This window comes from Sphingobacterium haloxyli (assembly GCF_002980525.1).
Taxonomy (GTDB): Bacteria; Bacteroidota; Bacteroidia; order Sphingobacteriales; family Sphingobacteriaceae; genus Sphingobacterium; species Sphingobacterium haloxyli.
Map to the genome: position 1 here is coordinate 181,491 of NZ_PVBQ01000002.1, position 20,936 is coordinate 202,426.

General features: G+C 41.0%; 17 protein-coding genes. 11 read left to right on the top strand and 6 right to left on the bottom strand.

Annotated features, from left to right (window positions below; translation table 11 throughout):
* Positions 1 to 56 precede the first annotated feature (56 nt).
* The 3 genes from C5745_RS02685 (at position 57) to C5745_RS02695 (ending at position 5,220) form a co-directional block, all read left to right on the top strand.
* Positions 57 to 2,357 (top strand): alpha-L-rhamnosidase-related protein, encoded by a 2,301-nt coding sequence (locus C5745_RS02685; RefSeq protein WP_243403231.1) that lies wholly within the window; start codon positions 57 to 59, stop codon positions 2,355 to 2,357.
* Between the two features lie 39 nt (positions 2,358 to 2,396).
* The gene (locus C5745_RS02690; protein WP_105715429.1) at positions 2,397 to 4,514 is read left to right on the top strand and encodes a M3 family metallopeptidase; all 2,118 of its coding nucleotides are present in this window, start codon (positions 2,397 to 2,399) and stop codon (positions 4,512 to 4,514) included.
* Positions 4,515 to 4,638: 124 nt separating this feature from the next.
* A complete protein-coding gene (locus C5745_RS02695; protein WP_105715430.1) occupies positions 4,639 to 5,220 on the top strand; it encodes an outer membrane beta-barrel protein in 582 nt (193 codons plus the stop codon).
* On the opposite strand, the gene C5745_RS02700 is transcribed toward C5745_RS02695, so the two are convergent.
* Together C5745_RS02700 and truA are read right to left on the bottom strand one after the other, a co-directional pair.
* The gene (locus C5745_RS02700; RefSeq protein WP_105715431.1) at positions 5,221 to 7,047 is read right to left on the bottom strand and encodes an ABC transporter ATP-binding protein; all 1,827 of its coding nucleotides are present in this window, start codon (positions 7,045 to 7,047) and stop codon (positions 5,221 to 5,223) included.
* The gene (truA, locus tag C5745_RS02705; protein WP_105715432.1) at positions 7,044 to 7,811 is read right to left on the bottom strand and encodes a tRNA pseudouridine(38-40) synthase TruA; all 768 of its coding nucleotides are present in this window, start codon (positions 7,809 to 7,811) and stop codon (positions 7,044 to 7,046) included. The genes C5745_RS02700 and truA overlap by 4 nt, the downstream gene beginning before the upstream one ends.
* Positions 7,812 to 8,231: 420 nt before the next feature.
* On the opposite strand from truA, the gene C5745_RS02710 reads away from it, so the two are divergent.
* Positions 8,232 to 8,705 carry a DUF4293 domain-containing protein gene (locus tag C5745_RS02710; RefSeq protein WP_105715433.1) on the top strand — a complete coding sequence of 158 codons (474 nt, stop codon included), beginning with the start codon at positions 8,232 to 8,234 and terminating at the stop codon, positions 8,703 to 8,705.
* The gene (locus C5745_RS02715) at positions 8,702 to 9,163 is read left to right on the top strand and encodes a hypothetical protein (protein ID WP_105715434.1); all 462 of its coding nucleotides are present in this window, start codon (positions 8,702 to 8,704) and stop codon (positions 9,161 to 9,163) included. The genes C5745_RS02710 and C5745_RS02715 overlap by 4 nt, the downstream gene beginning before the upstream one ends.
* Positions 9,164 to 9,197: 34 nt before the next feature.
* Here C5745_RS02715 and C5745_RS02720 read toward each other — a convergent pair whose 3' ends face one another.
* The gene (locus tag C5745_RS02720; RefSeq protein WP_105715435.1) at positions 9,198 to 9,737 is read right to left on the bottom strand and encodes a tetratricopeptide repeat protein; all 540 of its coding nucleotides are present in this window, start codon (positions 9,735 to 9,737) and stop codon (positions 9,198 to 9,200) included.
* Between the two features lie 102 nt (positions 9,738 to 9,839).
* On the opposite strand from C5745_RS02720, the gene ung reads away from it, so the two are divergent.
* Positions 9,840 to 10,511, top strand: coding sequence for a uracil-DNA glycosylase (ung, locus tag C5745_RS02725; RefSeq protein ID WP_105715436.1), 672 nt, complete (start codon positions 9,840 to 9,842; stop codon positions 10,509 to 10,511).
* Here ung and C5745_RS02730 read toward each other — a convergent pair.
* Together C5745_RS02730 and C5745_RS02735 are read right to left on the bottom strand one after the other, a co-directional pair.
* Positions 10,508 to 11,584 (bottom strand): DUF6695 family protein, encoded by a 1,077-nt coding sequence (locus C5745_RS02730; protein ID WP_105715437.1) that lies wholly within the window; start codon positions 11,582 to 11,584, stop codon positions 10,508 to 10,510. The two genes, ung and C5745_RS02730, sit on opposite strands and share 4 nt — an antisense overlap.
* A gap of 15 nt (positions 11,585 to 11,599) precedes the next feature.
* Positions 11,600 to 12,070: an Lrp/AsnC family transcriptional regulator gene (locus C5745_RS02735; RefSeq protein WP_105715438.1), complete on the bottom strand. Its 471-nt coding sequence runs from the start codon at positions 12,068 to 12,070 to the stop codon at positions 11,600 to 11,602.
* A 330-nt stretch (positions 12,071 to 12,400) separates the two neighbouring features.
* Here C5745_RS02735 and sufB point away from each other — a divergent pair, with 330 nt between their 5' ends.
* From sufB to C5745_RS02760, 5 genes are all read left to right on the top strand, one after another.
* Entirely contained in the window at positions 12,401 to 13,852 is a 1,452-nt protein-coding gene (gene sufB, locus C5745_RS02740) for a Fe-S cluster assembly protein SufB (protein ID WP_105715439.1), read from the top strand.
* A 28-nt stretch (positions 13,853 to 13,880) separates the two neighbouring features.
* A complete protein-coding gene (gene sufC / locus C5745_RS02745) occupies positions 13,881 to 14,639 on the top strand; it encodes a Fe-S cluster assembly ATPase SufC (RefSeq protein ID WP_105715440.1) in 759 nt (252 codons plus the stop codon).
* 47 nt (positions 14,640 to 14,686) lie between these two features.
* On the top strand, positions 14,687 to 15,994 hold the full coding sequence (sufD, locus tag C5745_RS02750) for a Fe-S cluster assembly protein SufD (RefSeq protein WP_243403232.1): 1,308 nt from the start codon (positions 14,687 to 14,689) through the stop codon (positions 15,992 to 15,994).
* A gap of 253 nt (positions 15,995 to 16,247) precedes the next feature.
* Positions 16,248 to 17,129: an ROK family protein gene (locus C5745_RS02755; RefSeq protein ID WP_105715442.1), complete on the top strand. Its 882-nt coding sequence runs from the start codon at positions 16,248 to 16,250 to the stop codon at positions 17,127 to 17,129.
* Positions 17,130 to 17,147: 18 nt separating this feature from the next.
* Positions 17,148 to 18,557, top strand: a complete 1,410-nt coding sequence (locus C5745_RS02760) for a sugar MFS transporter (protein ID WP_105715443.1) — start codon at positions 17,148 to 17,150, stop codon at positions 18,555 to 18,557.
* Between the two features lie 96 nt (positions 18,558 to 18,653).
* On the opposite strand, the gene C5745_RS02765 is transcribed toward C5745_RS02760, so the two are convergent.
* Positions 18,654 to 20,915 carry a GH92 family glycosyl hydrolase gene (locus C5745_RS02765; RefSeq protein WP_105715620.1) on the bottom strand — a complete coding sequence of 754 codons (2,262 nt, stop codon included), beginning with the start codon at positions 20,913 to 20,915 and terminating at the stop codon, positions 18,654 to 18,656.
* Positions 20,916 to 20,936: the final 21 nt, after the last annotated feature.

The following is a 20,936-nucleotide window of genomic DNA, read 5'->3' on the forward strand; positions in this document are numbered from 1 at the left end:
GATGCTCCAAAAGCAGTTAAAATAGTCCGACATAAACCAGATAAAGAAAAACTAGTATGAAGATGAACCGAATGTGGCTGCTAATATTTTTTTCTATCGTTTTATTTTCTAACCGGATTGCGGCCCAGCAATGGGAAGGTAAGTGGATTGGATTAGCGTCTCAAGATACAAGCTCAACCAACATCTGGGCAGGTTTTCGGAAAGATTTTAACATAGATAGATTACCCAAGCACGCTATAGCAAAGATTGCAGTAGATAGTAAATATTGGCTTTATGTCAATGATAAACTTGTCGTATTCGAGGGTGGGTTAAAAAGAGGACCCAGTCCAAGCGATACCTACTACGATGAAGTGGATATCAGCAAATACCTTAAAAAAGGAGACAATACCATCGCAATCAAGCTGTGGTATTTTGGAAAACATGGTTTTTCGCACAATAGTAGTGGTAAGCTGGGGCTCTTGTTTGATTTGCAGAGTGAAAATCTTGAACTTTCCAGTAACAAGAGCTGGCTTGTCAAGCGGTTGGTGGAGTATCAGTCGGCTCCGGGAAAGGAACCTAATTTCAGGTTGCCTGAGTCCAATATTCTTTACGATGCTCGCTTGGGAGACGAGGGCTGGTATAGCAGCGAAGGAAAGCTGACTTCTTTCGAACCAGCTATAGAGCATGGTGCTTTCGGATCTGTACCTTGGAATAAGCTCGTTAAACGGCCGATTCCATTATGGAAGGACTTTGGTCTTAAAGCGTTTCGTTCCCAGGACATCCTCCGAAACGGGGATACCGTCATCTGCAAACTGCCATATAACATGCAGTTCACCCCCTATTTTGATATCGAGGCCAATGAAGGAGATTCGATTCACATAGTTACCGACAACTACTTATATTATAACGGTTCGGCCGAAAATTTACGCGCAGCCTATATCGCCAAAAATGGTCGCCAGCAGTACGAAAGTCTGGGATGGATCAACGGACATGTGATGTACTTAATCGTTCCCGAACATGTCAAGATCAATCAGCTAATGTATCGCGAAACGGGATACGATACGGAATTTGCAGGATTTTTCGAATGCTCCGATCCCTTTTTCAATACACTTTGGCAAAAGGCTGCCCGTACACTTTATATAACCATGCGTGACACCTATATGGATTGTCCCGACCGTGAGCGAGCGCAATGGACGGGGGATGTGGTACTTGAAGCGCAGGAAGCTTTTTATGCGTTAAACCCTTCTTCTCACGCCCTGGCAAGAAAGTGGCTGTATGAGCTGATTGGTTGGCAAAAAGCAGATGGTGTGCTGTTTTCCCCTGTTCCTGCTGGCAACTGGGATAAAGAACTTCCTGATCAAGCGCTTGCGAGTATTGGCTATTATGGAATTTGGATGTATTATATGCATACAGGCGATAAGCAGGTTCTTGTGGATCTTTATCCAGCTATCCAAAAGTACATTTCGCTTTGGGAGAAGGATAAAGATGGTCTGGTTCTGTTGCGGGAAGGGGGGTGGCAATGGGGTGACTGGGGAGAGAATAAAGATATGTTACTGCTCTATAACCTCTGGTATTATCTAGCTTTGAAGGGAAGTTGTCTGATGGCTGATGAAATTGGGTATAAGGAGGATATGCGCCGGATCGAGGCTGAAATGAAACAATTTAAGCGAACCTTCAACCAGCGATTCTGGAATGGGGCAGCATACCGCGATCCATCCTATAGCGGAAAGACAGATGATAGGGCGCATGCTTTGGCAGTTCTCGCTGATATTGCTGATAAGGATAAATATGATCTCATTCTAGATGTCTTTTCGAAGCAGGAGCACGCAAGTCCTTATATGGAAAAATATGTGTTTGAAGCGATGTACAAAATGAGGGAACCTGTTTTGGCTAATGTCCGTCATAAAAAGCGCTTTGCCGAAATGGTCAATAATCCTAATTTTACTACCCTATTCGAAGGTTGGGGCATCGGTAAGGATGGATACGGCGGGGGTACTGTAAACCATGCTTGGAGCGGGGGAGGGCTTACCATCATGTCTAGTGAGGTTTGTGGAATTAAGCCATTAACACCGGGGTATAAAACGTTCTCGGTGACGCCTCAGCTAGGTAATCTATCGTTTGCCAAAGCCAAGGTTTCTTCCATCAAGGGCGAGATAGAGAGTTCTATCACGCAATCTGCTGATCAAATGGTGGTAACGTTCAATGTCCCTAAAGGTTCAGCGGCGGTTTTTGAGCTTCCTTTAAAGAATTATGCATCTATTCTTATCAACGGAGTCCCTGTAGACAAGATCATACGAAAAGGAAAAATAGCTGTACGAAATTCGGACGGTCAATGGGTAGTTCCGGAAGGAAAGTGGGAAATTAAAATAAGTATCTAATTCGTAATCCTTATCTTTGCCAAAAACTAAACAACACGAATGAATAAATTAAAATTCTTACCATTTTGCATCGTCGTTGCGACAGTAGTCGTGGGTTGCCAAGAGACGGATAGTACCCAAAACGAAAACAACCCGTTGCTATCGGCTTATGACACCCAGTTTCAAGTACCGCCGTTCGACAAAATCAGGGACGAGCATTTTCGACCAGCATTCAAAGCTGCTTTGGAACAGCACAATCAAGAAATTGATGTTATTGTAGACAATACCGAGGAGCCTACTTTTCAAAACACCATCGTGGCATTAGAAGATGCAGGGAGCTTGTTAGGAGATGTTTCGCGCGTATTTTTTAATCTTAATTCAGCGAATACAAACGATTCTATTCAAGCCATAGCCAAAGATATGGCTCCTGTATTGTCAGCACACGGGGATGAGATATCGCTGAATGGAAAGTTATTTGCACGTGTAAAAGCAGTATACGATAATCGTGCTTCTTTAGCGTTGAATGCGGAAGATGCCAAACTGTTGGAGGAAACATATAAAGGGTTTGTTCGCGCAGGGGCAAATCTTTCCGAAAGTGATCAAGAGAAACTGAAGAAAATTAATTCAGAATTATCGGTACTGACGAATGATTTCGGACAAAATCTGTTGGCAGAAACAAATGCCTACGAATTGGTTGTAGATAATGAAGAAGACTTGGCCGGACTACCTGCGGCTTTAAAGCAAGCGGCTGCCGATGCGGCTAAAGCGAAAGATAAAGAAGGAAAATGGGTGTTTACTCTCCAGAATCCTTCTGTAATGCCTTTTTTACAGTATGCAGATAACAGGGAATTACGTAAGGAAATTTGGAATGCCTACCAAATGCGAGGCAACAACGGCAATGATAACGATAACAAAGAAATCCTGCTTAAAACAGCGAACCTCCGTTTAGAGAAGGCAAAATTATTGGGTTACGATTCACATGCCGCATATGTGTTGGAAGAAGCTATGGCAGAAAATCCAACGAACGTATATGCGCTACTGAATAAAATATGGACACCGGCGTTAGCAAAAGCAAAAGTGGAAGCGGCTGACATTCAAAAAGAGATCGAAGCCGCTGGCGGAGATTTTCAGGTAGCGCCGTACGACTGGAGATATTACCAAGAAAAAATCCGCAAAGCAAAATACGCGTTGAATGAAGAGGAGATCAAGCCCTATTTTAGTTTAGCAGCAGTACGACAAGGCGCGTTTGATACCGCTAATAAGTTATTCGGTTTGCATTTTGTCGCCTTGAGCAATGTGCCGACCTACCATGAAGAGGTCGAAGTATACCAAGTAAAAGACAAAAATGATAAACACCTAGGGCTGCTTTATGCCGATTTCTTCCCTAGGGAATCCAAAAGAGGGGGCGCATGGATGACGTCTTACCGTTCGCAAAGTACAAAAGATGGAGAGCGTGTAGCTCCTGTTATATCTATCGTATGCAACTTTACAAAACCCGTGGGAGATGAGCCTGCACTATTAACATTCGACGAAGCGACCACATTGTTCCATGAATTTGGACATGCGTTGCATGGACTTTTATCGAATGTAAAATACCGTAGCCTGGCCGGCACATCTGTATCGCGCGATTTCGTGGAGCTACCATCGCAGGTTATGGAAAATTGGGCGGCTGATCCGGCGGTATTGAAAACCTACGCCAAACATTATCAAACAGGCGAAGCTATTCCAGATTCGCTGATCGAAAAAATGGAACAGGCAGGAACGTTCGACCAAGGTTTCGCAACTGTGGAGTATGTTGCAGCTTCTTTGTTGGATTTGGATTATCATGCGACAACGAAGCCTATTGAGGGTGATGTAAATGCATTTGAGGCGGACGGTATGCAAAAGATCGGATTAATTGATGCTATTATTCCGCGTTATAGAAGCACCTATTTTCAACATATTTTCTCTGGCGGATATTCTGCAGGCTACTATGCTTATATCTGGGCTGAAGTACTGGATTCCGATGCTTTTGCAGCGTTTAAGGAAAATGGTCTTTTTGATCAAGCTACAGCGACTTCTTTCCGGGAAAACATCTTAGAAAAAGGCGGTACCGGTAATCCGGCTGAAATGTACAGACAGTTTAGGGGTAAAGACCCGGACCCGGTTCATCTCATGAAAAAACGAGGACTGGATTAAAATCAGCAGCAACCGTTATTTGTACGGTTGCTTTTTTCCGTTTTTAACATCGCAAGCCTATTTATTGACTATTTCTTTACAATAGTCAGTAAATAGGCTTGTCGTTCTTTATATATATTTGCGTATGTTAAATCGTCTAGCCGTCCGGCAAATTTTGCTTATATTATTGTGCTTATTGTTAGGAGATAGTGTTTTTTCACAAGTGGGACTCGGCGTGAAACTAGGAGGCAATTTGTCTAGTGCTGACGCATTTTCTTTTCGTTCATCGAAGCGTTTGGGCGTTCAGGCTGGTGTGATGATGAACTACCACTTTCATCCGAACATGGCCATTCAAGCGGAGCCTACCTTGAACCTTACGCGGATACGGGCAAATGCCGAGACCACCCAGGAGACAAACGGGATTGACAAAGGAAACAAAGGCCTGCGTTTTTTTGATTTGCCTATCTTGTTTAGGTTAGATCTTACTCCGGAATTTGCGTTATTGGGAGGGGCTGAGTTCAATTCGCTTTTAAATGAAGACAGGTACCGCTTGCAAAACGGCGAATTGGCTTTCAAGGGTGGGACCCGACTGGGATACACTGTCGGACTAGAATTGGGAAAGTTCTATTTTCGTTACCGTGGATTTGAACGCTCAACTAACGTGCACCGTAGTTGGACAACAATGATTCAGCAATACCAGGTCGGTGTAAAGTGGCGCATTTTATGATTATATGCCTAACGAATTAAACTGAAGATCGTAAAGCTTTTTGTAATAACCATCTTTAACAGCCAGCAACTCCCTATGTGTGCCAATTTCCTTGATTTCTCCTTTATCGAAAACGATGATTTTATCCGCTCGCTGAATAGTAGACAGGCGGTGTGCAATGACTATAGCCGTTCTACCGACCATCATCTTTTCGATTGCGGTCTGAATGAGTAATTCGGTTTCTGTATCGATCGATGATGTTGCTTCATCTAGGATCAATATAGCGGGGTCATGTACCAATGCTCGGATAAAAGAGATTAACTGGGCCTGCCCTGAAGATAGCGTAGCACCTCGTTCCTGTACTTGATAATCGAAACCTCCGGGCAATCGCATAATAAAACCGTATGCTCCGACCTTTTTAGCAGCTTCTATAACTTCTTCCTCGGTAATATCCGAATTATAAAGGGTAATGTTATTGAATATGGTGTCGGAAAATAAGAAAACATCTTGTAAAACGGTGGCGATGTGTTGACGGAGAGAATGGAGTTTGTACGCACGTATATCTTTGCCATCTAATAAAATACGGCCTTGCTGTATTTCATAAAAACGGCTGAGTATATTAATGGTAGACGATTTTCCGGCGCCTGTGGCCCCTACTAAAGCGAGGGTTTCTCCAGGCCGGACGTGGAAACTGACATTTTTCAATACCCATTTTCCATTGGCATAAATTTCTTTTTCATCCATAACGGAGCTCTCTGTCGAGAGACGGATGGTATCCTCGTTATAAGCAAACCAAACCTTATCAAACTCGATCTCACCCGCTATGCTATCTGGCGAAAACGTTCCGTTATCCGGTGTAAATTCTTTGGTATCTAATACATCAAATACCCGCTCTGCGGAAACCATCCCCATTTGTAGGGTATTGAATTTATCTATTAGTTCTCGAATAGGTCGGAAAATCATATTGATGTACATCAGGAAGGCAACTACAACTCCCGGCGAGATAGCGTTGGCGAGAATCTGTTTCGATCCATACCATACCAAAAGGCCGATCGCAATAGCGAGGATAATCTCTAAAACAGGGAAAAAGATAGAAAAATACCAATTCGCGCGGATATGTGCGTCCCGATGCTTGCTATTGGCCGCCTTAAACTTTTCCATTTCTTGCTTTTCCCGTGAGAAATACTGAATAATAGCCATACCGCTGATATGCTCCTGTAAGAACGTATTCAGATTGGATACCCAAGTACGCACATCGACGAAAGCCGATTTCATCGATTCCTTAAATATATAGGTCGCCCATATCAAGAGCGGCATAGGAATGAGCACGATAAGCGTCAATTGCCAATCTGTATAAAACATGACGCCTGCGATTACAACCAGCTGCAGTAGATCGCCAATAATTTGAATCAGCCCTTGGGAGAAAATATTGGAGATTGTCTCGAGATCGGAGATCGTCCGTGTGATCAATTTGCCGATAGCCGTATTATCGAAATATTTTAATCGTAAATTAATGATATGATTAAATACCTGTATACGGATATCACGAATAACGTTTTGTCCCAAGACGTTGGTCGCCAACGTATGATAATAGCGGATTACCGTCTGTACGATTAACAAGGCGATCATGATGACTAACATCCACGTAAGCCCCGTAGCATCAGCTTTTAGGATATACTTGTCCAAGGTGTACTCCACAAGCATGGGCAGCGCAGGTGCTACCGCGGCCAACAGGATGGTCAATATGACAGAAGCCCAAAATATACCTTTGTAGGGTGCCATATAACGCGCCATCCGTTGGAGAAGTTGGGAGTCGTATGTTTTGCCAGTTATTTTTTGTTTGTTCAAAATGTTGTATCAATATAAGGATAAACAATTTTTGTTAAATATAAGCCGTGTGCCGGCACCGAGGTACCCGCTTTTGATCGGTCTTTGCTACCGATGACGTCCAGTATAGATTCGGGCGTTTTCTTCTTCAGACCGATATCCAACAAGGTGCCCACGATGGCCCGAACCATATTCCGCAAAAATCGGTTAGCGGTTATGTGAAAAACAAGGCCATCTTTTGTCTCTTGCCAGTACGCTTGTGTTACAGTACATATATTCGTATATACTTGCGTGTGACTCTTCGAAAAACATTCGAAATCCTGGGTACCCACTAGAAATGCAGCGGCTGTATTCATAACCATGACATCGGGGCGTTCGCGTAGTTGCCAAGATTTATAAAGAAGAAAAGGGTTTTTCCGAAAGTGGATGTGATATTCATATGCTCTTTCCGTTGCGTCGAAACGGGCATGTGCCTCTTTGTCAACGGCAAAAACACGGTATACGGCAATATCGTGAGGGAGCAAAGCATTTAGTGAATGCAGAAAACGATCCTCGTTTTTTATGCTGCTCCCGGGTATATCCAGATGGACAAAAAGCTGCTTAGCATGCACACCGGTATCTGTCCTGCCTGCACCGATGGTTTCTATTGGATAACGTAAAATTTTACGGAGCGCTTCATTTAGCCTTTCCTGCACTGAAATAGCATTATCCTGCACCTGCCAGCCATGGTAGGACGTGCCGTCATACGCAATTTCCAAAAAAAAACGTTGTAATGAATCTTCCACTATACAAAGTTACTTCTTTTCTTTTTACTTTTTTTCCCTCAAAAAAAGTAACAAAAAAAATCGTCACTTCAAATGTTTTACATATGGGATAGTGCAGAAATAAGTTTGTACAGTTGTAAAACATTTGGATGTGACCTTTTAAGTTAATTAAGGGATAGTACAAATGCGTAAATAATCACGGGCAATAACTGCTCGTGGATAAGCGGTATTAAATCGGCCTTGAACTTTTTCGCGCCCATTTTTCAGCAGACTATTCCGTTAAAAACAAAATATTGTCTGAAGCGAAGCGAGTTTATTTTGTTTAGGAAGAGGCAAAGAAAAATAGCGAAAACGTTCTAAGCCTTGATTTTTTTGTTTCTTTTTTCATTAAGGAAAAAAGAAAATAGGAGTATCTTTGTTAAACAAAAAGAAAGTTTAGTTATGATTCAACGTATTCAAACATTATGGCTTTTAGCTGCCGCTATTATTTTATTAGGTCTTTTTGTTTTTCCCTTTGTGAGCTTTATTGACTTGGTGGGTCTTGGTAAACAAATCTATGTTACGGGGATATATTCTTCAAATAACAATGAATCTGTTCGGGAATCTACATCGATCGCATTAGCAATTTATGCAGGTATTGTGACCATTGTACCATTACTGATTGTCTTTCAGTACAAAAACAGAAAGAGACAGGTACTTTTCGCGATCGTAGAGATCGTATTAGTTATATTGCTGGGAATATGGATGTGGAGTACCGCGCATACGACGTTGGATGTGATCAATCAAAAGTTGCGAGCAGGAAATATTGGCGTGGGCTTTTTCCTTTTGCCTATTGCTATAATCTTTTTAGGAATGGCTGTAGGGGCCATTCGTAAGGATGAAAAATTGATAAAATCAGCCGATCGTTTGCGATGAAAAGGTTAATATATTTTTTGTTTTTACCCCTATGTTGGCTCTCTTCCTATGAGCTTTTAGCACAAGAACAGGAACCTGTAAAAAATATACAGGATGATATTCAGGTTGACGTAAAATCGGTGAAGACACATGCGGATGGGGATACTATTTCCATAGCGTTATTTCTCATTTCTTATCAAATGGATCCGCGGGAATTTAAACTGAATACGTTTGCCACGCAGATTGTAGATAGTGAAGGGGGTAAACACCTGTTCTCCACCATGAAGATGGGGCGTGTGTTCGTGCGACTAGCAGACAGGCAAAATTACTTACACTATTTACTGGACGAAGATGTGCCCGTACCTTTACTTATACAGGTTGGGGATTGGAATGGAAAGAAAGCATCTAAAGTAATACTCGTGTTTGAAGATAGTACAGAGGAAGGAAGGTTTATAACACAAGAGGTTGACTTATTCTAGTCAACCTCTTGTGTTATTCTTTATCGGATAACGTTTATCTAGAATACCTAAATTGCTGTTTATCCATCATTCCCATTTGATTCTTCATCATTTTAATCTGATCAGCGAGCAGCTTATTTTTATCCGCCTTTTTTGCTTCGGCCAAAAGTTTCTCCGCTTCGCGTTTATTGCGTTTTGCCATTGCTACGCCTGCTAAACTTAATTTTGCCAAGGCGATATTATGACTCATATGCAAGCCCAAAGATAAAGCCTTCTTAAAATATTTTTCAGATTGTAGAGGGGCGCGTTGCGATTCTAGAATGCCCAATAGCATATGGTAATATCCGTGTTGGGCACTGATAAGTTGTTTCTCGTAATTCTTGATATTTCGCAACCATTGTTCCGCTTTAACCATGTTCTCCTTTCTCAGATACCACTGTGCGATAAGCATGTTTTCGTTAAAAAAGACAGTCACCCAAGCTAGAATAGTAATAAAAATTCCTAAAATACCCCATCCCCAATGGCCGAACCAAAATAGCGCTACTGTTCCAATTAAGAGAAAGCTGCTCAGGATAATGCGAATTATATTTGACATATGATTTACCTAAAATAAAATTATGCACAAATATCCGGTTATTTTGGAGTTTATCCAACTTGTTTGCGTGATAAAATTGTAAAATTTATTTAGGTTTGTATTATGGCAGAACGTTATGACCCTAGCTGGGAGCCCGTCTTGAAGCCGTTGTTCCGGCAAGACTATATGCGAGCCCTTTCGACTTTTGTACAGCATGAACGGAGGCAAGCCGTAGTCTTTCCGCCTGAAAATCTCGTATTAAATGCTTTCAGCCTAACCCCCTTTCACGATATTAAGATTGTCATACTCGGCCAAGATCCTTATCACAATGATGGGCAGGCTCATGGATTATCTTTTTCGGTGCCGGAAGGGATCGCATTACCGCCGTCATTAAAAAACATCTATAAAGAACTAGCTTCCGATATTCCGGGTTTCCGGTACCCGACGTCCGGGGACCTAACAAAATGGGCTAGACAGGGTGTTTTACTGCTGAACGCTACGCTTACTGTGCGCGCTCATCAAGCAGCCTCCCATCAGAGGCGAGGCTGGGAAGAATTTACCGATCAAATCATTCACTTGATATCTCAGAAGTTGGAAAATGTAGTTTTCATGTTATGGGGGAGCTATGCACAAAAGAAAGCTATGCTGATCGATTCTCAGAAACACTTGATACTAAAAGCTGTTCATCCATCGCCGCTGTCGGCGCACAGAGGGTTCTTTGGGTGTAGGCATTTCTCCCGCGCCAACGCCTATTTACAATCTAATGGCAGAGAGTCAATAGATTGGCAAATTTAAGCGAACCGTTCTTTTAGCAGGCTAAATTGATAATCCTGATTTGCCAGGCGTTGTAAATGGTGAATGCGTATCTTTCTTCCATGTTGTTTGATATGCGTGAAGAGAAGATGGCTGTCGTACGTGATTTCATACGGCTGGGATAAATCGAACGACTCCATTGCTTCACCGAGAATGACATACTCCAACTCCCCTTTTGTCGTAAACCGTCTAATAATGACTTGGTCTTCTGTCGCAGGTTGTATACTGAACCATGCACCATCACCTACGCCGCCCAGATATTGAGCGTCTTTTGGTACAGCAATAGGTCTGGATGTGAAGTTCATACAGCCAATGATCAGGTCGTTGGGCAAAAGATCTGCTTTCTTTTGTGTCACGTTGTCGCCCAGTTTCTTTAGCAAAAAGCCAAAAGATTGCCAGCGGTTCATTCGAAAGTGTTTTAAACCTTGTTCGGGCGAAAATGAATAAATCATGCGGTTTGGGACCGCGTTTACCACATTGCTAATGGGGCTGGCTTTTATCGTTTCCGGGAAATTAATACTGTGTCGCCAGGTATACTGTTTGGACGAACGAATTAGCATGCGGGCAATAAAGCGCGAACAATTGTTATTGTGGCGTGCCACAGCACCATAAGGAAAGGTTCCTTGATGGACGCAGTCATCCCCGTACGCCTTAGCTAGTTCAAAATTAATGTGGCGGGCGACAGAAAAATAAAGAATGCCGTCGCCGTACATCGCGGGTTTCAATTTCTCGAACTGTTCTACAATTTCTCCGAGATTGATAATATCATTTTTTTTAAATCTAGCCTTGAGCTTTATCTCCAGGCGGGGGTCTGAAAATTTGGAGCGTGCCCGGCCATATCCCCGGGGTGTGATGTACCGTCCGAAGTCATAGAAGAGCATTTCGCCAGTTTCCCGCTTAATTATAACGATACCCGTATGGCCTACTTTGAAATTTAAGTTTTTTACAATGCCGATCTTCCTAAAAAACATCATCCATTTTTCGTCCCCACGAATGGTGGCATCAGGCCATGTAAGGATAAGGGCTATATCATTATACGTTATGGTCGACTGCATAGATTTCCTTTTACGTTAGTATTCTAAAGGGATGATGGGTTCTTTTTTGCTGGTCGACATGATCATCATGGTTTGAAAAGTTTTGACAAACGGAATTTTGGATATTTTTTCCATAATAACCGCTTCATACGCTTTGATATCCTTTACGTAAACCTTTAACATAAAGTCGCAATTGCCCGTAACATGATGACATTCAGTCACCTCGGGTATAGTTTTGACTGCTTCTACAAACTCTGGTATCGCATTGTGTGTGTGGAAGTCTAACGATATTTGGATGAATGATTTAATGCCCAACCCTAATTTTTCTTCGTCTACAAACGCATGATAGCTTTTAATAAACCCTGAGTTTTCTAATTTACGCACACGTTCCAATGTGGGAGCGGGCGAAAGGCCGATGTTTGAAGCCAACTGCAGGTTGGTAATTCGTCCATTTTCCTGTAAAAGTTTCAGGATTTTCAAATCTGTTTTATCTGGTTGATATGGCATTTCTACAATCAGCTAACGTGAATATTATATTTTACAGAATGTAAATATACGGAATATTATTTGGCGAACAAAAAACTTCGTAAAGGCTTGTTTGTTATAGATAAATCTTATTATATTTTCTTTATGTTATTGTTAAATATTATCATGAATCATGATAATGTCAAAAATATAGAGGCGATACGCATTTACAAGCGCAGAAATGACTTTTGTCATTTTTTTTTCTAAAAAGGACGTTGGAATGGTCGTTAGCTTAGGGTATGTCGTCTATTAATCGTATCTTTGTTGTCCAAATTAAGGTAGGAATCGCCGAATAAAAAAAGGGGTAGAGAAATGAGTACCAAAGACGATGAATTACTAAAGGAGCTAGAGCTCGAGGAATATAAATACGGGTTTACGACGGATATCGAGATGGAAATAGCCGCCAACGGGCTAAGCGAAGATACCGTTCGTTTTATTTCTGCAAAGAAAAACGAACCTGAGTGGTTGCTGGAATGGCGATTAAAAGCATTGCGTCATTTTTTGACGATGAAGATGCCGGCATGGCAAAACTTTGAAAGTCCGGAGGTGGATTTTCAAGCTATTTCCTATTACGCAGCACCCAAGCCGAAAAAACAACTAGAAAGCCTTGACGAGGTTGATCCAGAGTTACTTTCAACGTTTGAGAAATTAGGAATCCCACTGGACGAACAAAAGGTTTTAGCTGGGGTGGTGGCTGTTGATGCCGTATTTGATTCTGTTTCCGTGAAGACTACATTTCGGGAGAAGTTAAAAGAGCAAGGTGTTATTTTCTGCTCTTTTGGTGAAGCCGTACAGGAACACCCCGAATTGGTAAAAAAATACTTGGGCTCCGTGGTACCGCAAACGGACAACATATACGCAGCGTTGAATTCCGCGGTCTTTTCGGATGGTTCTTTTGTGTACATCCCAAAAGGTGTAAGATGTCCCATGGAACTTTCTACGTATTTTCGTATCAATGCACAGAACACCGGACAGTTTGAACGCACACTGATCGTTGCAGAAGAAGGCTCATACGTATCCTATTTGGAAGGGTGTACAGCGCCGATGCGTGATGAAAACCAACTACATGCTGCGGTGGTTGAACTGATTGCTGAACGAGATGCTGAGATTAAATATTCGACTGTACAAAACTGGTATCCCGGAGATAAGGATGGCAAAGGCGGTATCTATAATTTTGTAACGAAGCGTGGTATTTGCAAAGGTGACAATGCTAAGATTTCGTGGACACAGGTAGAGACAGGTTCTGCGATCACGTGGAAATATCCTAGCGTCATTTTGAAAGGGGATAATTCTGTAGGGGAGTTTTATTCCGTCGCGATGACGCGGAATAAACAGATTGCCGATACGGGAACGAAAATGGTACACCTCGGAAAAAATACACGTTCCAAGATCGTGTCTAAAGGTATTTCTGCGGGTCAGAGCCATAATAGTTACAGAGGGTTAGTGAAAATTGGTCCCAACGCAGATAAAGCTAGAAACTTTACGCAATGTGACTCCTTATTAATTGGAGACCGCTGTGGAGCACATACATTCCCTTACATAGAAAACAAAAACCGGACAGCGATGTTGGAACACGAAGCAACAACATCAAAGATTGGTGAAGATCAGGTTTTTTATCTAAACCAAAGAGGTATAGATCCAGAGAAAGCTGTTGGTTTGATTGTCAACGGTTATGCCAAAGAGGTGTTAAATCAGCTGCCAATGGAGTTTGCTGTAGAAGCACAAAAATTATTAGCGATTTCTTTGGAAGGATCGGTAGGGTAGTAATTTTCAAATTTCCAAATTCAAAAAAATGTTATCAGTTAAGAATTTACATGCCTCTGTTGAAGGCAAACAAATATTAAAGGGATTAGACCTAGAGGTCAAAGCGGGAGAAATCCACGCGATTATGGGACCTAACGGTGCGGGTAAAAGTACTTTAGGAAATGTGTTAGCGGGCCGCGATGCTTATGAGGTTACGGAGGGATCAGCGATGTTGGATGGTGTTGATCTGCTGGACCTAGCGCCGGAAGAACGTGCTCGAGAAGGTCTTTTTTTGGCGTTCCAATATCCCGTGGAAATCCCCGGCGTGTCCAATATTAACTTCTTGAAAACCGCTGTAAACGATATTCGGGAGTATAAAGGTCTGCCACCAATGGAAGCAAAGGAGTTTTTACAAACTGTGAAAGAAAAACAGAAATTAGTAGACTTCTCGGCGAGCCTTGCCAACCGATCGTTGAATGAAGGGTTTTCGGGCGGTGAGAAGAAACGGAACGAAATATTCCAACTAGCGATGTTAAATCCGAAACTGGCCATCCTCGATGAGACAGATTCAGGTCTTGATATCGACGCGTTGCGCGTTGTAGCAAACGGTGTAAATCAGTTGCGTTCCGAAAACAACGCATTTGTGGTTATTACACACTATCAGCGTCTGTTAGATTACATCGTGCCCGATTTTGTTCATGTATTACATAACGGACGAATTGTGAAGACAGGGCCGAAAGAATTGGCGCTAGAGTTGGAGGAAAAGGGTTACGATTGGCTAAAAGAATACGACACGCAAACCGCTTAATAAATTTATCAATGGATAATTTGGACAGCGGATTGATAACAAAGAATATGAGTACAATAGTTGCAGATTCATTATATCAACAGTTGGTTTCGGTGTTTCAAGAGTCGGACACGCAAGGACCGTCACATTTGACAGCGTTGCGCAGAGGAGCTTTTGAACGTTTTCAACAGGAAGGTTTTCCGACTGTTAAGAACGAAGAATGGAAATATACCAATATACATTCTTTAATCAATTCAAGCTATGCGTTGGATACACCGGTAGATGTGGATGCGGTGGATACGCGTAAAGCAGATATTACCGGGTTAGATGCCCATCGGATTGTGTTGGTTAACGGTCAGTATATTTTAGCGTTTCCTTCTTTGGAAGACGAAATTGGTCTGGTAATAAAGCCCATTACCGAAGCCTATACAGAAGCTAACTTTGAAAAACACTATGCGCAGCATGCCGATAAATCGGATAATGTAATGGTGCAGTTAAACACCGCGCTAAGTACCGCAGGCATATATTTATCGGTCGCTAAAAACAAAGTGATTTCCAAGCCGATCCATATCGTGCATGTAGCTACGGGAAAGGACGCATTTTTTGCCCAAACACGTAATCTGGTCGTAGTAGAACCCCATGCGGAGGTAGAAATTATTGAATCCTTTATTACCATGGATGGCACTGCCAAAAATGTACACAATAAAGTGACAGAAATTGTTGTAGAGGAGGGCGCAAAAGTACAACATTACTACCTGCAAGTGGCCGACACAGCGAGCCATTACATGATGCATACAGAAGTTTACCAAGCGCAAAACAGTCTGTATAATAACTATAACTGTAATTTGCCGGGAGCATCTTTCGTGCGGAATAACATTAATGTACGTTTAGATGCAGAACAGGTGGAATCGCATCTGTACGGTATCAATTTGACGGCAGGCCAACAATTTGTAGACAACCATACTGTTGTGGATCATATGAAACCACATTGTGAATCTTACGAATGGTATAAGAATATCCCGCAGGACGAATCCATTGCGGTGTTCAACGGTAAAATTTTTGTTCGCGAAGATGCACAAAAGACGAATGCCTTTCAGCAAAATAATAATATGCTTATCGGGGATAAGTCAACTGTATATTCAAAACCGCAGCTAGAAATCTTTGCAGATGACGTGAAATGTTCTCATGGTTGTACAATGGGGCAGTTTGACGATGATGCACTGTTTTATTTGCGCGCCCGCGGTATCGGTGAAGAATCGGCCCGTGTGCTATTAGTACATGCCTTTGCATTTGATGTAACGTCTCGTTTCTCCAACGAAATTGTTCGTCAATACATCGAGCACTTAATAGAAAAAGGATTGGAAAAGAGCAAGTAGTTTTTTAGGTTTTCATCCGGATATCTTATGCGTGCCTGATGATACTATCATGCTGATTTTAGAGCATGATATGGATGATTTGACTAGACATACGGCGATGTCTAGTCTTTTGTTTATAAGCCTTTTATGAATAACTTTTTCTTGTTAATAGAAAATTAAGGAAAAATTAATACCTGTTCGATATTCTTGTTACAAATTTTAGCGAGCTTCTATTATTAGACTAGGGGCTTTTCAGAATTTATCGATAGCATATATGAAAAATAAACTTAAATACATCCTTGGCGTCGATATAGGTGGATCTCATATCACAGCAGCAGTAGTAGATATGGAGAACAAGAAGGTGTTGACAAATACGTACATCAGGCGGCATGTGAATTCGAGGGGATCAGTCAGTGAAATAATGGCGCTTTGGACAAATGCCATACAAAAATCTATAGGGCTGTCGGGTATAGATGTTTCGTATATAGGCCTGGCTCTTCCGGGCCCATTTGATTACGATCAAGGAATATGCTTGATAAAAAACCAGGATAAATACGAAAAACTTTATAAAGTAAATGTAAAAGAAAAACTTGCCAAATCACTAAAATTACCGATAGATTATATCCTATTAAGCAATGACGCATTCTGTTTTCTTAAGGGAGAAGTATTTGTAGGCAAAGCTACAGATGTTGCGAATGTATTGGGATTGACATTGGGAACCGGACTGGGGTCGGTGGTGTCAATTAAAGGTGAAGTAAGAGATGCCGAATTGTGGTGCTCAGCTTATAAAGATGGGATAGCCGAAGATTATTTGTCTACCAGATGGTTTATAACAAAGTACCTAAATTTAACAGGAAAGCCTGTTAAAAACGTTCTACAGCTTTGTGAAGAAGCTCCAAAAGTTCTGATCGACGATATTTTTACTGAATTTGCGAATAATCTTAAAGAATTTCTACAGCTGCAGATAGCTGCTTTTCGTGTCGAGAAAGTCATCATTGGAGGTAATATTGCGAAAGCTTCTGCATATTTTATGCCGGTATTGCAAGAGTTACCAGTTTCGATTGAGATTAATGTATCCGGTGAAGGTGCTGCGTTATTAGGTGCCGCAAGTAATTTTGTCGAAAAGTATGAAGAACACACTATTTTTAATTCTTAGTTCTATCTGTAAATAATTATGAAAACTGATCAAGATAAAAAAAATACAACGATCCCATTAGTAACGTTAACATTGCTTTTCTTCATGTGGGGTTTTATAACCTGCATGAATGATATATTGATACCTCATCTTAAAGAATTGTTTAGCCTAAGTTATCTGATGGCTATGTTGGTACAGTTCTGTTTTTTTGGGGCTTATTTCATAGGATCTTTGGTGTACTTTTTTATTTCATATTTTTATTCGGACCCTATCAATAAGATCGGATATAAAAATGGTATTCTATTAGGTTTATTGATTTCTGCAGTCGGCTGCGTCTTGTTCTATCCCGCTGCCGAATATGTGCAATATTTCTTATTCTTGTCCGCTTTTTTTATCTTAGGACTTGGGTTTACATTACTGCAGATTGCAGCGAATCCTTTTGTCGCGTTATTGGGCGATGAAAGGACAGCTTCGGGAAGATTGAATTTGGTGCAAGGATTTAACTCCCTAGGTACAACTATAGCACCTATGGTTGGTGGATATATGGTTTTTGAACTGTTCGCTGAAGGCGAAAGTATATCGGGCGAAGAAACCAAGAAGCCCTACTTGGTCTTTGCAGCTATTTTTATCTTGCTCTTTGTATTGGTGAAGATTGTCAAACTGCCTGTTTTTAAAAATGCTCAGGAAGAAACGAAAGGTTTGGGAGCATTAAAATTTCCACAATTGAGGATGGGTGCATTGGCGATTTTTTGTTATGTAGGCGCAGAAGTAGCAATAGGAAGTTTTTTAATCAATTTTTTGAATTTGCCTGAGACAATTGGTGTATCCGAAGCTGTAGCGAAGAATTATCTAGCATTGTATTGGGGCGGAGCGATGATTGGTAGATTCCTGGCAGCTATTTCCTTTAACCAAAACATCCCCGTTGTCAAGAAAGCACTGTATATGTTCGTTGTGGCATTTACGGTATTTCTCTTGATTTTCGGTATGGTCAATCTGACGTTTGAGCAGTTGTGGGTATTTCCTGTACTGATCTTGCTCAATTTATTGATGTTTTATATAGGGAAATCGATAGCTTCCCGTACTTTACTGTTATTCGCAACTATCAATGTTTTATTGCTCATATTGGCGGTGTCGATGGGCGGACAGGCGGCTGTATGGATGGTTTTGGCGATAGGCCTTTTTAATTCTGTCATGTGGTCTAATATATTTACCTTATCTATCTCAGGTTTGCAGGAATATACTAGTCAAGGATCTTCATTATTGGTCATGGCCATATTGGGAGGCGCTATTGTTCCGCTGATACAGGGAGCTATAGCTGATTTTTATGGATTACAGATTTCTTTCCTGCTTCCTGTACTGTGTTATACTTTTATTGCATGGTTTGGATATTTCTGTCATAAGAATAAACTGGATACGGGCGGTTCAACTTTAATGTCGTCCGGACATTGATCGGAATGTTAGAAATTTTAGTGAAAAAAATCAAAATGTTTACAAATAAAAAAGCAAGAGGCTACCTCTTGCTTTTTTATTTGTAAATGACTTATATTACTTTTCTATACCCCAGTTCTTATTAGGTAATGGACCCATTTCCAATACCAATGTGGCTCCATTAATAATGTCATTATGCGTAAACCAAGGTGTAGGTAATTCCTTGCCATTAAGCTTAGCTGACTGTATATACTTGTTCCTTTTAGAAGCTCCTTTCGCCAGGATTATAAATTCTTTACCTCCCTTTAACTTCACCACGGATTTCTCAAAAAACGGACTCCCAATTGTATAAATTGGACTCCCGGGAGTTACAGGATAAAATCCCATTTGAGAAAAAACAACAAAAGAAGAAAGACCTCCTCCATCTTCGTCTCCCGGAACGCCCATTAAATCGTTTCTGAACCATTGATGAATTAAGGTTTTGATTCTTTTTTGTGTTTTCCACGGTTGACTAGCATAATTATATAAATACGGAATATGCAATGAAGGTTCATTTGCCATGGAAAATTGTCCTACATTTCCCGTATGGTCTGGCAACTGTGCATAGAAACTAGACTTGGACTTTCCTAGAGGTTCATTAAACATATCTTCAAGGTAGTTGACAAACTGATCTTTCCCACCCATTAAGCTTATCAGATCTTTTATATTGTGTTGTACATCCCACCGATAAATCCAGGCATTATTTTCTCCATAATATTCTCTTGCGCCCTGTCCACCCGATAAAGCATAATCAAAAGGTTCGATAAATTTACCTTTGTCGTCTTTTGGATGAAAAAATTTAGTTTCATGATTAAATAGATTACGATAATTAAGAGATTGTTTTATAAATAACTCGTAATCATTATCATGGCCTAATATTTTAGCTATTTTAGCTAAACACCACAGATCATAGGACGTACCGAGCGTCACTGCTATAGGTTGCCTTTTCTCAAAATGGTGAACCTCCGGGATAGTTTCTTGTTCTCCCGGATATAACGCAGGTATATACCCTTTTTCTTTGAAAAAGTTGTCTAATTCACCGGCAGGCATGGCAGACCATGGAGCTAATGTTTTTTCTGTTAATGCGCCTTTTGCCGCTTGGTATGCTTTTTCAAGATCAAAACCTCTTAGACCTTTTTCGTAAGCATCTAATAAAGAGATGACCCCATGGTTAGAATTCATTCTTCTACTATCTCCATTAATTTCGGGGAAGGTAGGTAGCCAAAAGTTCTCCATTTGTTCAGACATTCTGACAAAGGAGTTTAAAATATCGGCTTCTTTATCTCCATCAATTAACACATTTAAAGGATGATGTGCTCTATAAGAATCCCATATCCAATCATCTGTATAAAAAGGTCGTCCATTGTCCGCATGAACCTTTCCGTCAAATCCGCTAAAATACCGTCCGTCTTCCGAAATATTTACCGGACGCTCAAAAGTCCTATATAACGAAGTGTAGAAAACGTGTTTATCTGATTCCGATGCACCGCTTACTTTAATTTTACCTAGCGTTTCGTTCCATATCTCTCTACCGCGGTTCTGTACTTCGGCAATATCAAAATTCTTAATTTCGCGGTCTACGTTGGACTTGGCCTGTTTTGTATCTATAAATGATATTCCGTATTTAATTTTAATATTCGATTTCTTATCGAACGTCAATATTAAGCACGCGTTCCTGCCGTCTGCCTGGTTTCCTTCAGAAATTGTTTTATGCTGTAGCACCTTCACATGGACAGGCGCAGTCTCTGGTTCGGCATATAAATAAACAATGGTGTTGTTACCGATGTCTTGGCTACCGGTAAGTCCTTTTCCATCCCATTTTAACCCCCCATTTTTAGAATTAAAAATTAAATGGGGGGTACTATTTTCGGGGAAATCCAAAGAGTAGATAGCCGATTGATGCGATAGCCCAAAATCAACATTTATATTTTCTTTTTCCAGATAAACGTTGTAAGAATATGGGGTAATAACTTCTTGATCGTAACTATAATCTATCACCGGTTTAGAAATATCAATTTCGCTATGTGCCGGACTTAAATTGAAGGCGGAGTTACCTCTATGGCTAGTTACTATTAAAGGCAACCCATGTAACCTATCGGTTGTAAAATCGCCTCTTTCCGGATATACCCTCAATAAGCTGTTGGGCAAATGGATGGTTGGATACGTCGGCACCAATAAATGGCTTATATTACCCATATACGGATTGACATAATCGATAGGATCTATATCTATTGCTTTCTTTGAGGAGCAGGCAGTAAATGTCGCTAATCCAAGCGTAATGGTGACACAATATGTCGATAAATAGTGCTTCACCTTGGTATAGATTGGTTGTTGTAACATGTTAATTTTTAAATGTTTCAT

Coding starts and splice junctions, on each gene's coding strand:
- C5745_RS02685 (WP_243403231.1), top strand. CDS start 57: ATGAAGATGAACCGAATGTGGCTGCTAATATTTTTTTCTATCGTTTTA.
- C5745_RS02690 (WP_105715429.1), top strand. CDS start 2,397: ATGAATAAATTAAAATTCTTACCATTTTGCATCGTCGTTGCGACAGTA.
- C5745_RS02695 (WP_105715430.1), top strand. CDS start 4,639: ATGTTAAATCGTCTAGCCGTCCGGCAAATTTTGCTTATATTATTGTGC.
- C5745_RS02710 (WP_105715433.1), top strand. CDS start 8,232: ATGATTCAACGTATTCAAACATTATGGCTTTTAGCTGCCGCTATTATT.
- C5745_RS02715 (WP_105715434.1), top strand. CDS start 8,702: ATGAAAAGGTTAATATATTTTTTGTTTTTACCCCTATGTTGGCTCTCT.
- C5745_RS02720 (WP_105715435.1), bottom strand. CDS start 9,737: ATGTCAAATATAATTCGCATTATCCTGAGCAGCTTTCTCTTAATTGGA.
- ung (WP_105715436.1), top strand. CDS start 9,840: ATGGCAGAACGTTATGACCCTAGCTGGGAGCCCGTCTTGAAGCCGTTG.
- C5745_RS02730 (WP_105715437.1), bottom strand. CDS start 11,584: ATGCAGTCGACCATAACGTATAATGATATAGCCCTTATCCTTACATGG.
- C5745_RS02735 (WP_105715438.1), bottom strand. CDS start 12,070: ATGCCATATCAACCAGATAAAACAGATTTGAAAATCCTGAAACTTTTA.
- sufB (WP_105715439.1), top strand. CDS start 12,401: ATGAGTACCAAAGACGATGAATTACTAAAGGAGCTAGAGCTCGAGGAA.
- sufC (WP_105715440.1), top strand. CDS start 13,881: ATGTTATCAGTTAAGAATTTACATGCCTCTGTTGAAGGCAAACAAATA.
- sufD (WP_243403232.1), top strand. CDS start 14,687: ATGAGTACAATAGTTGCAGATTCATTATATCAACAGTTGGTTTCGGTG.
- C5745_RS02755 (WP_105715442.1), top strand. CDS start 16,248: ATGAAAAATAAACTTAAATACATCCTTGGCGTCGATATAGGTGGATCT.
- C5745_RS02760 (WP_105715443.1), top strand. CDS start 17,148: ATGAAAACTGATCAAGATAAAAAAAATACAACGATCCCATTAGTAACG.
- C5745_RS02765 (WP_105715620.1), bottom strand. CDS start 20,915: ATGTTACAACAACCAATCTATACCAAGGTGAAGCACTATTTATCGACA.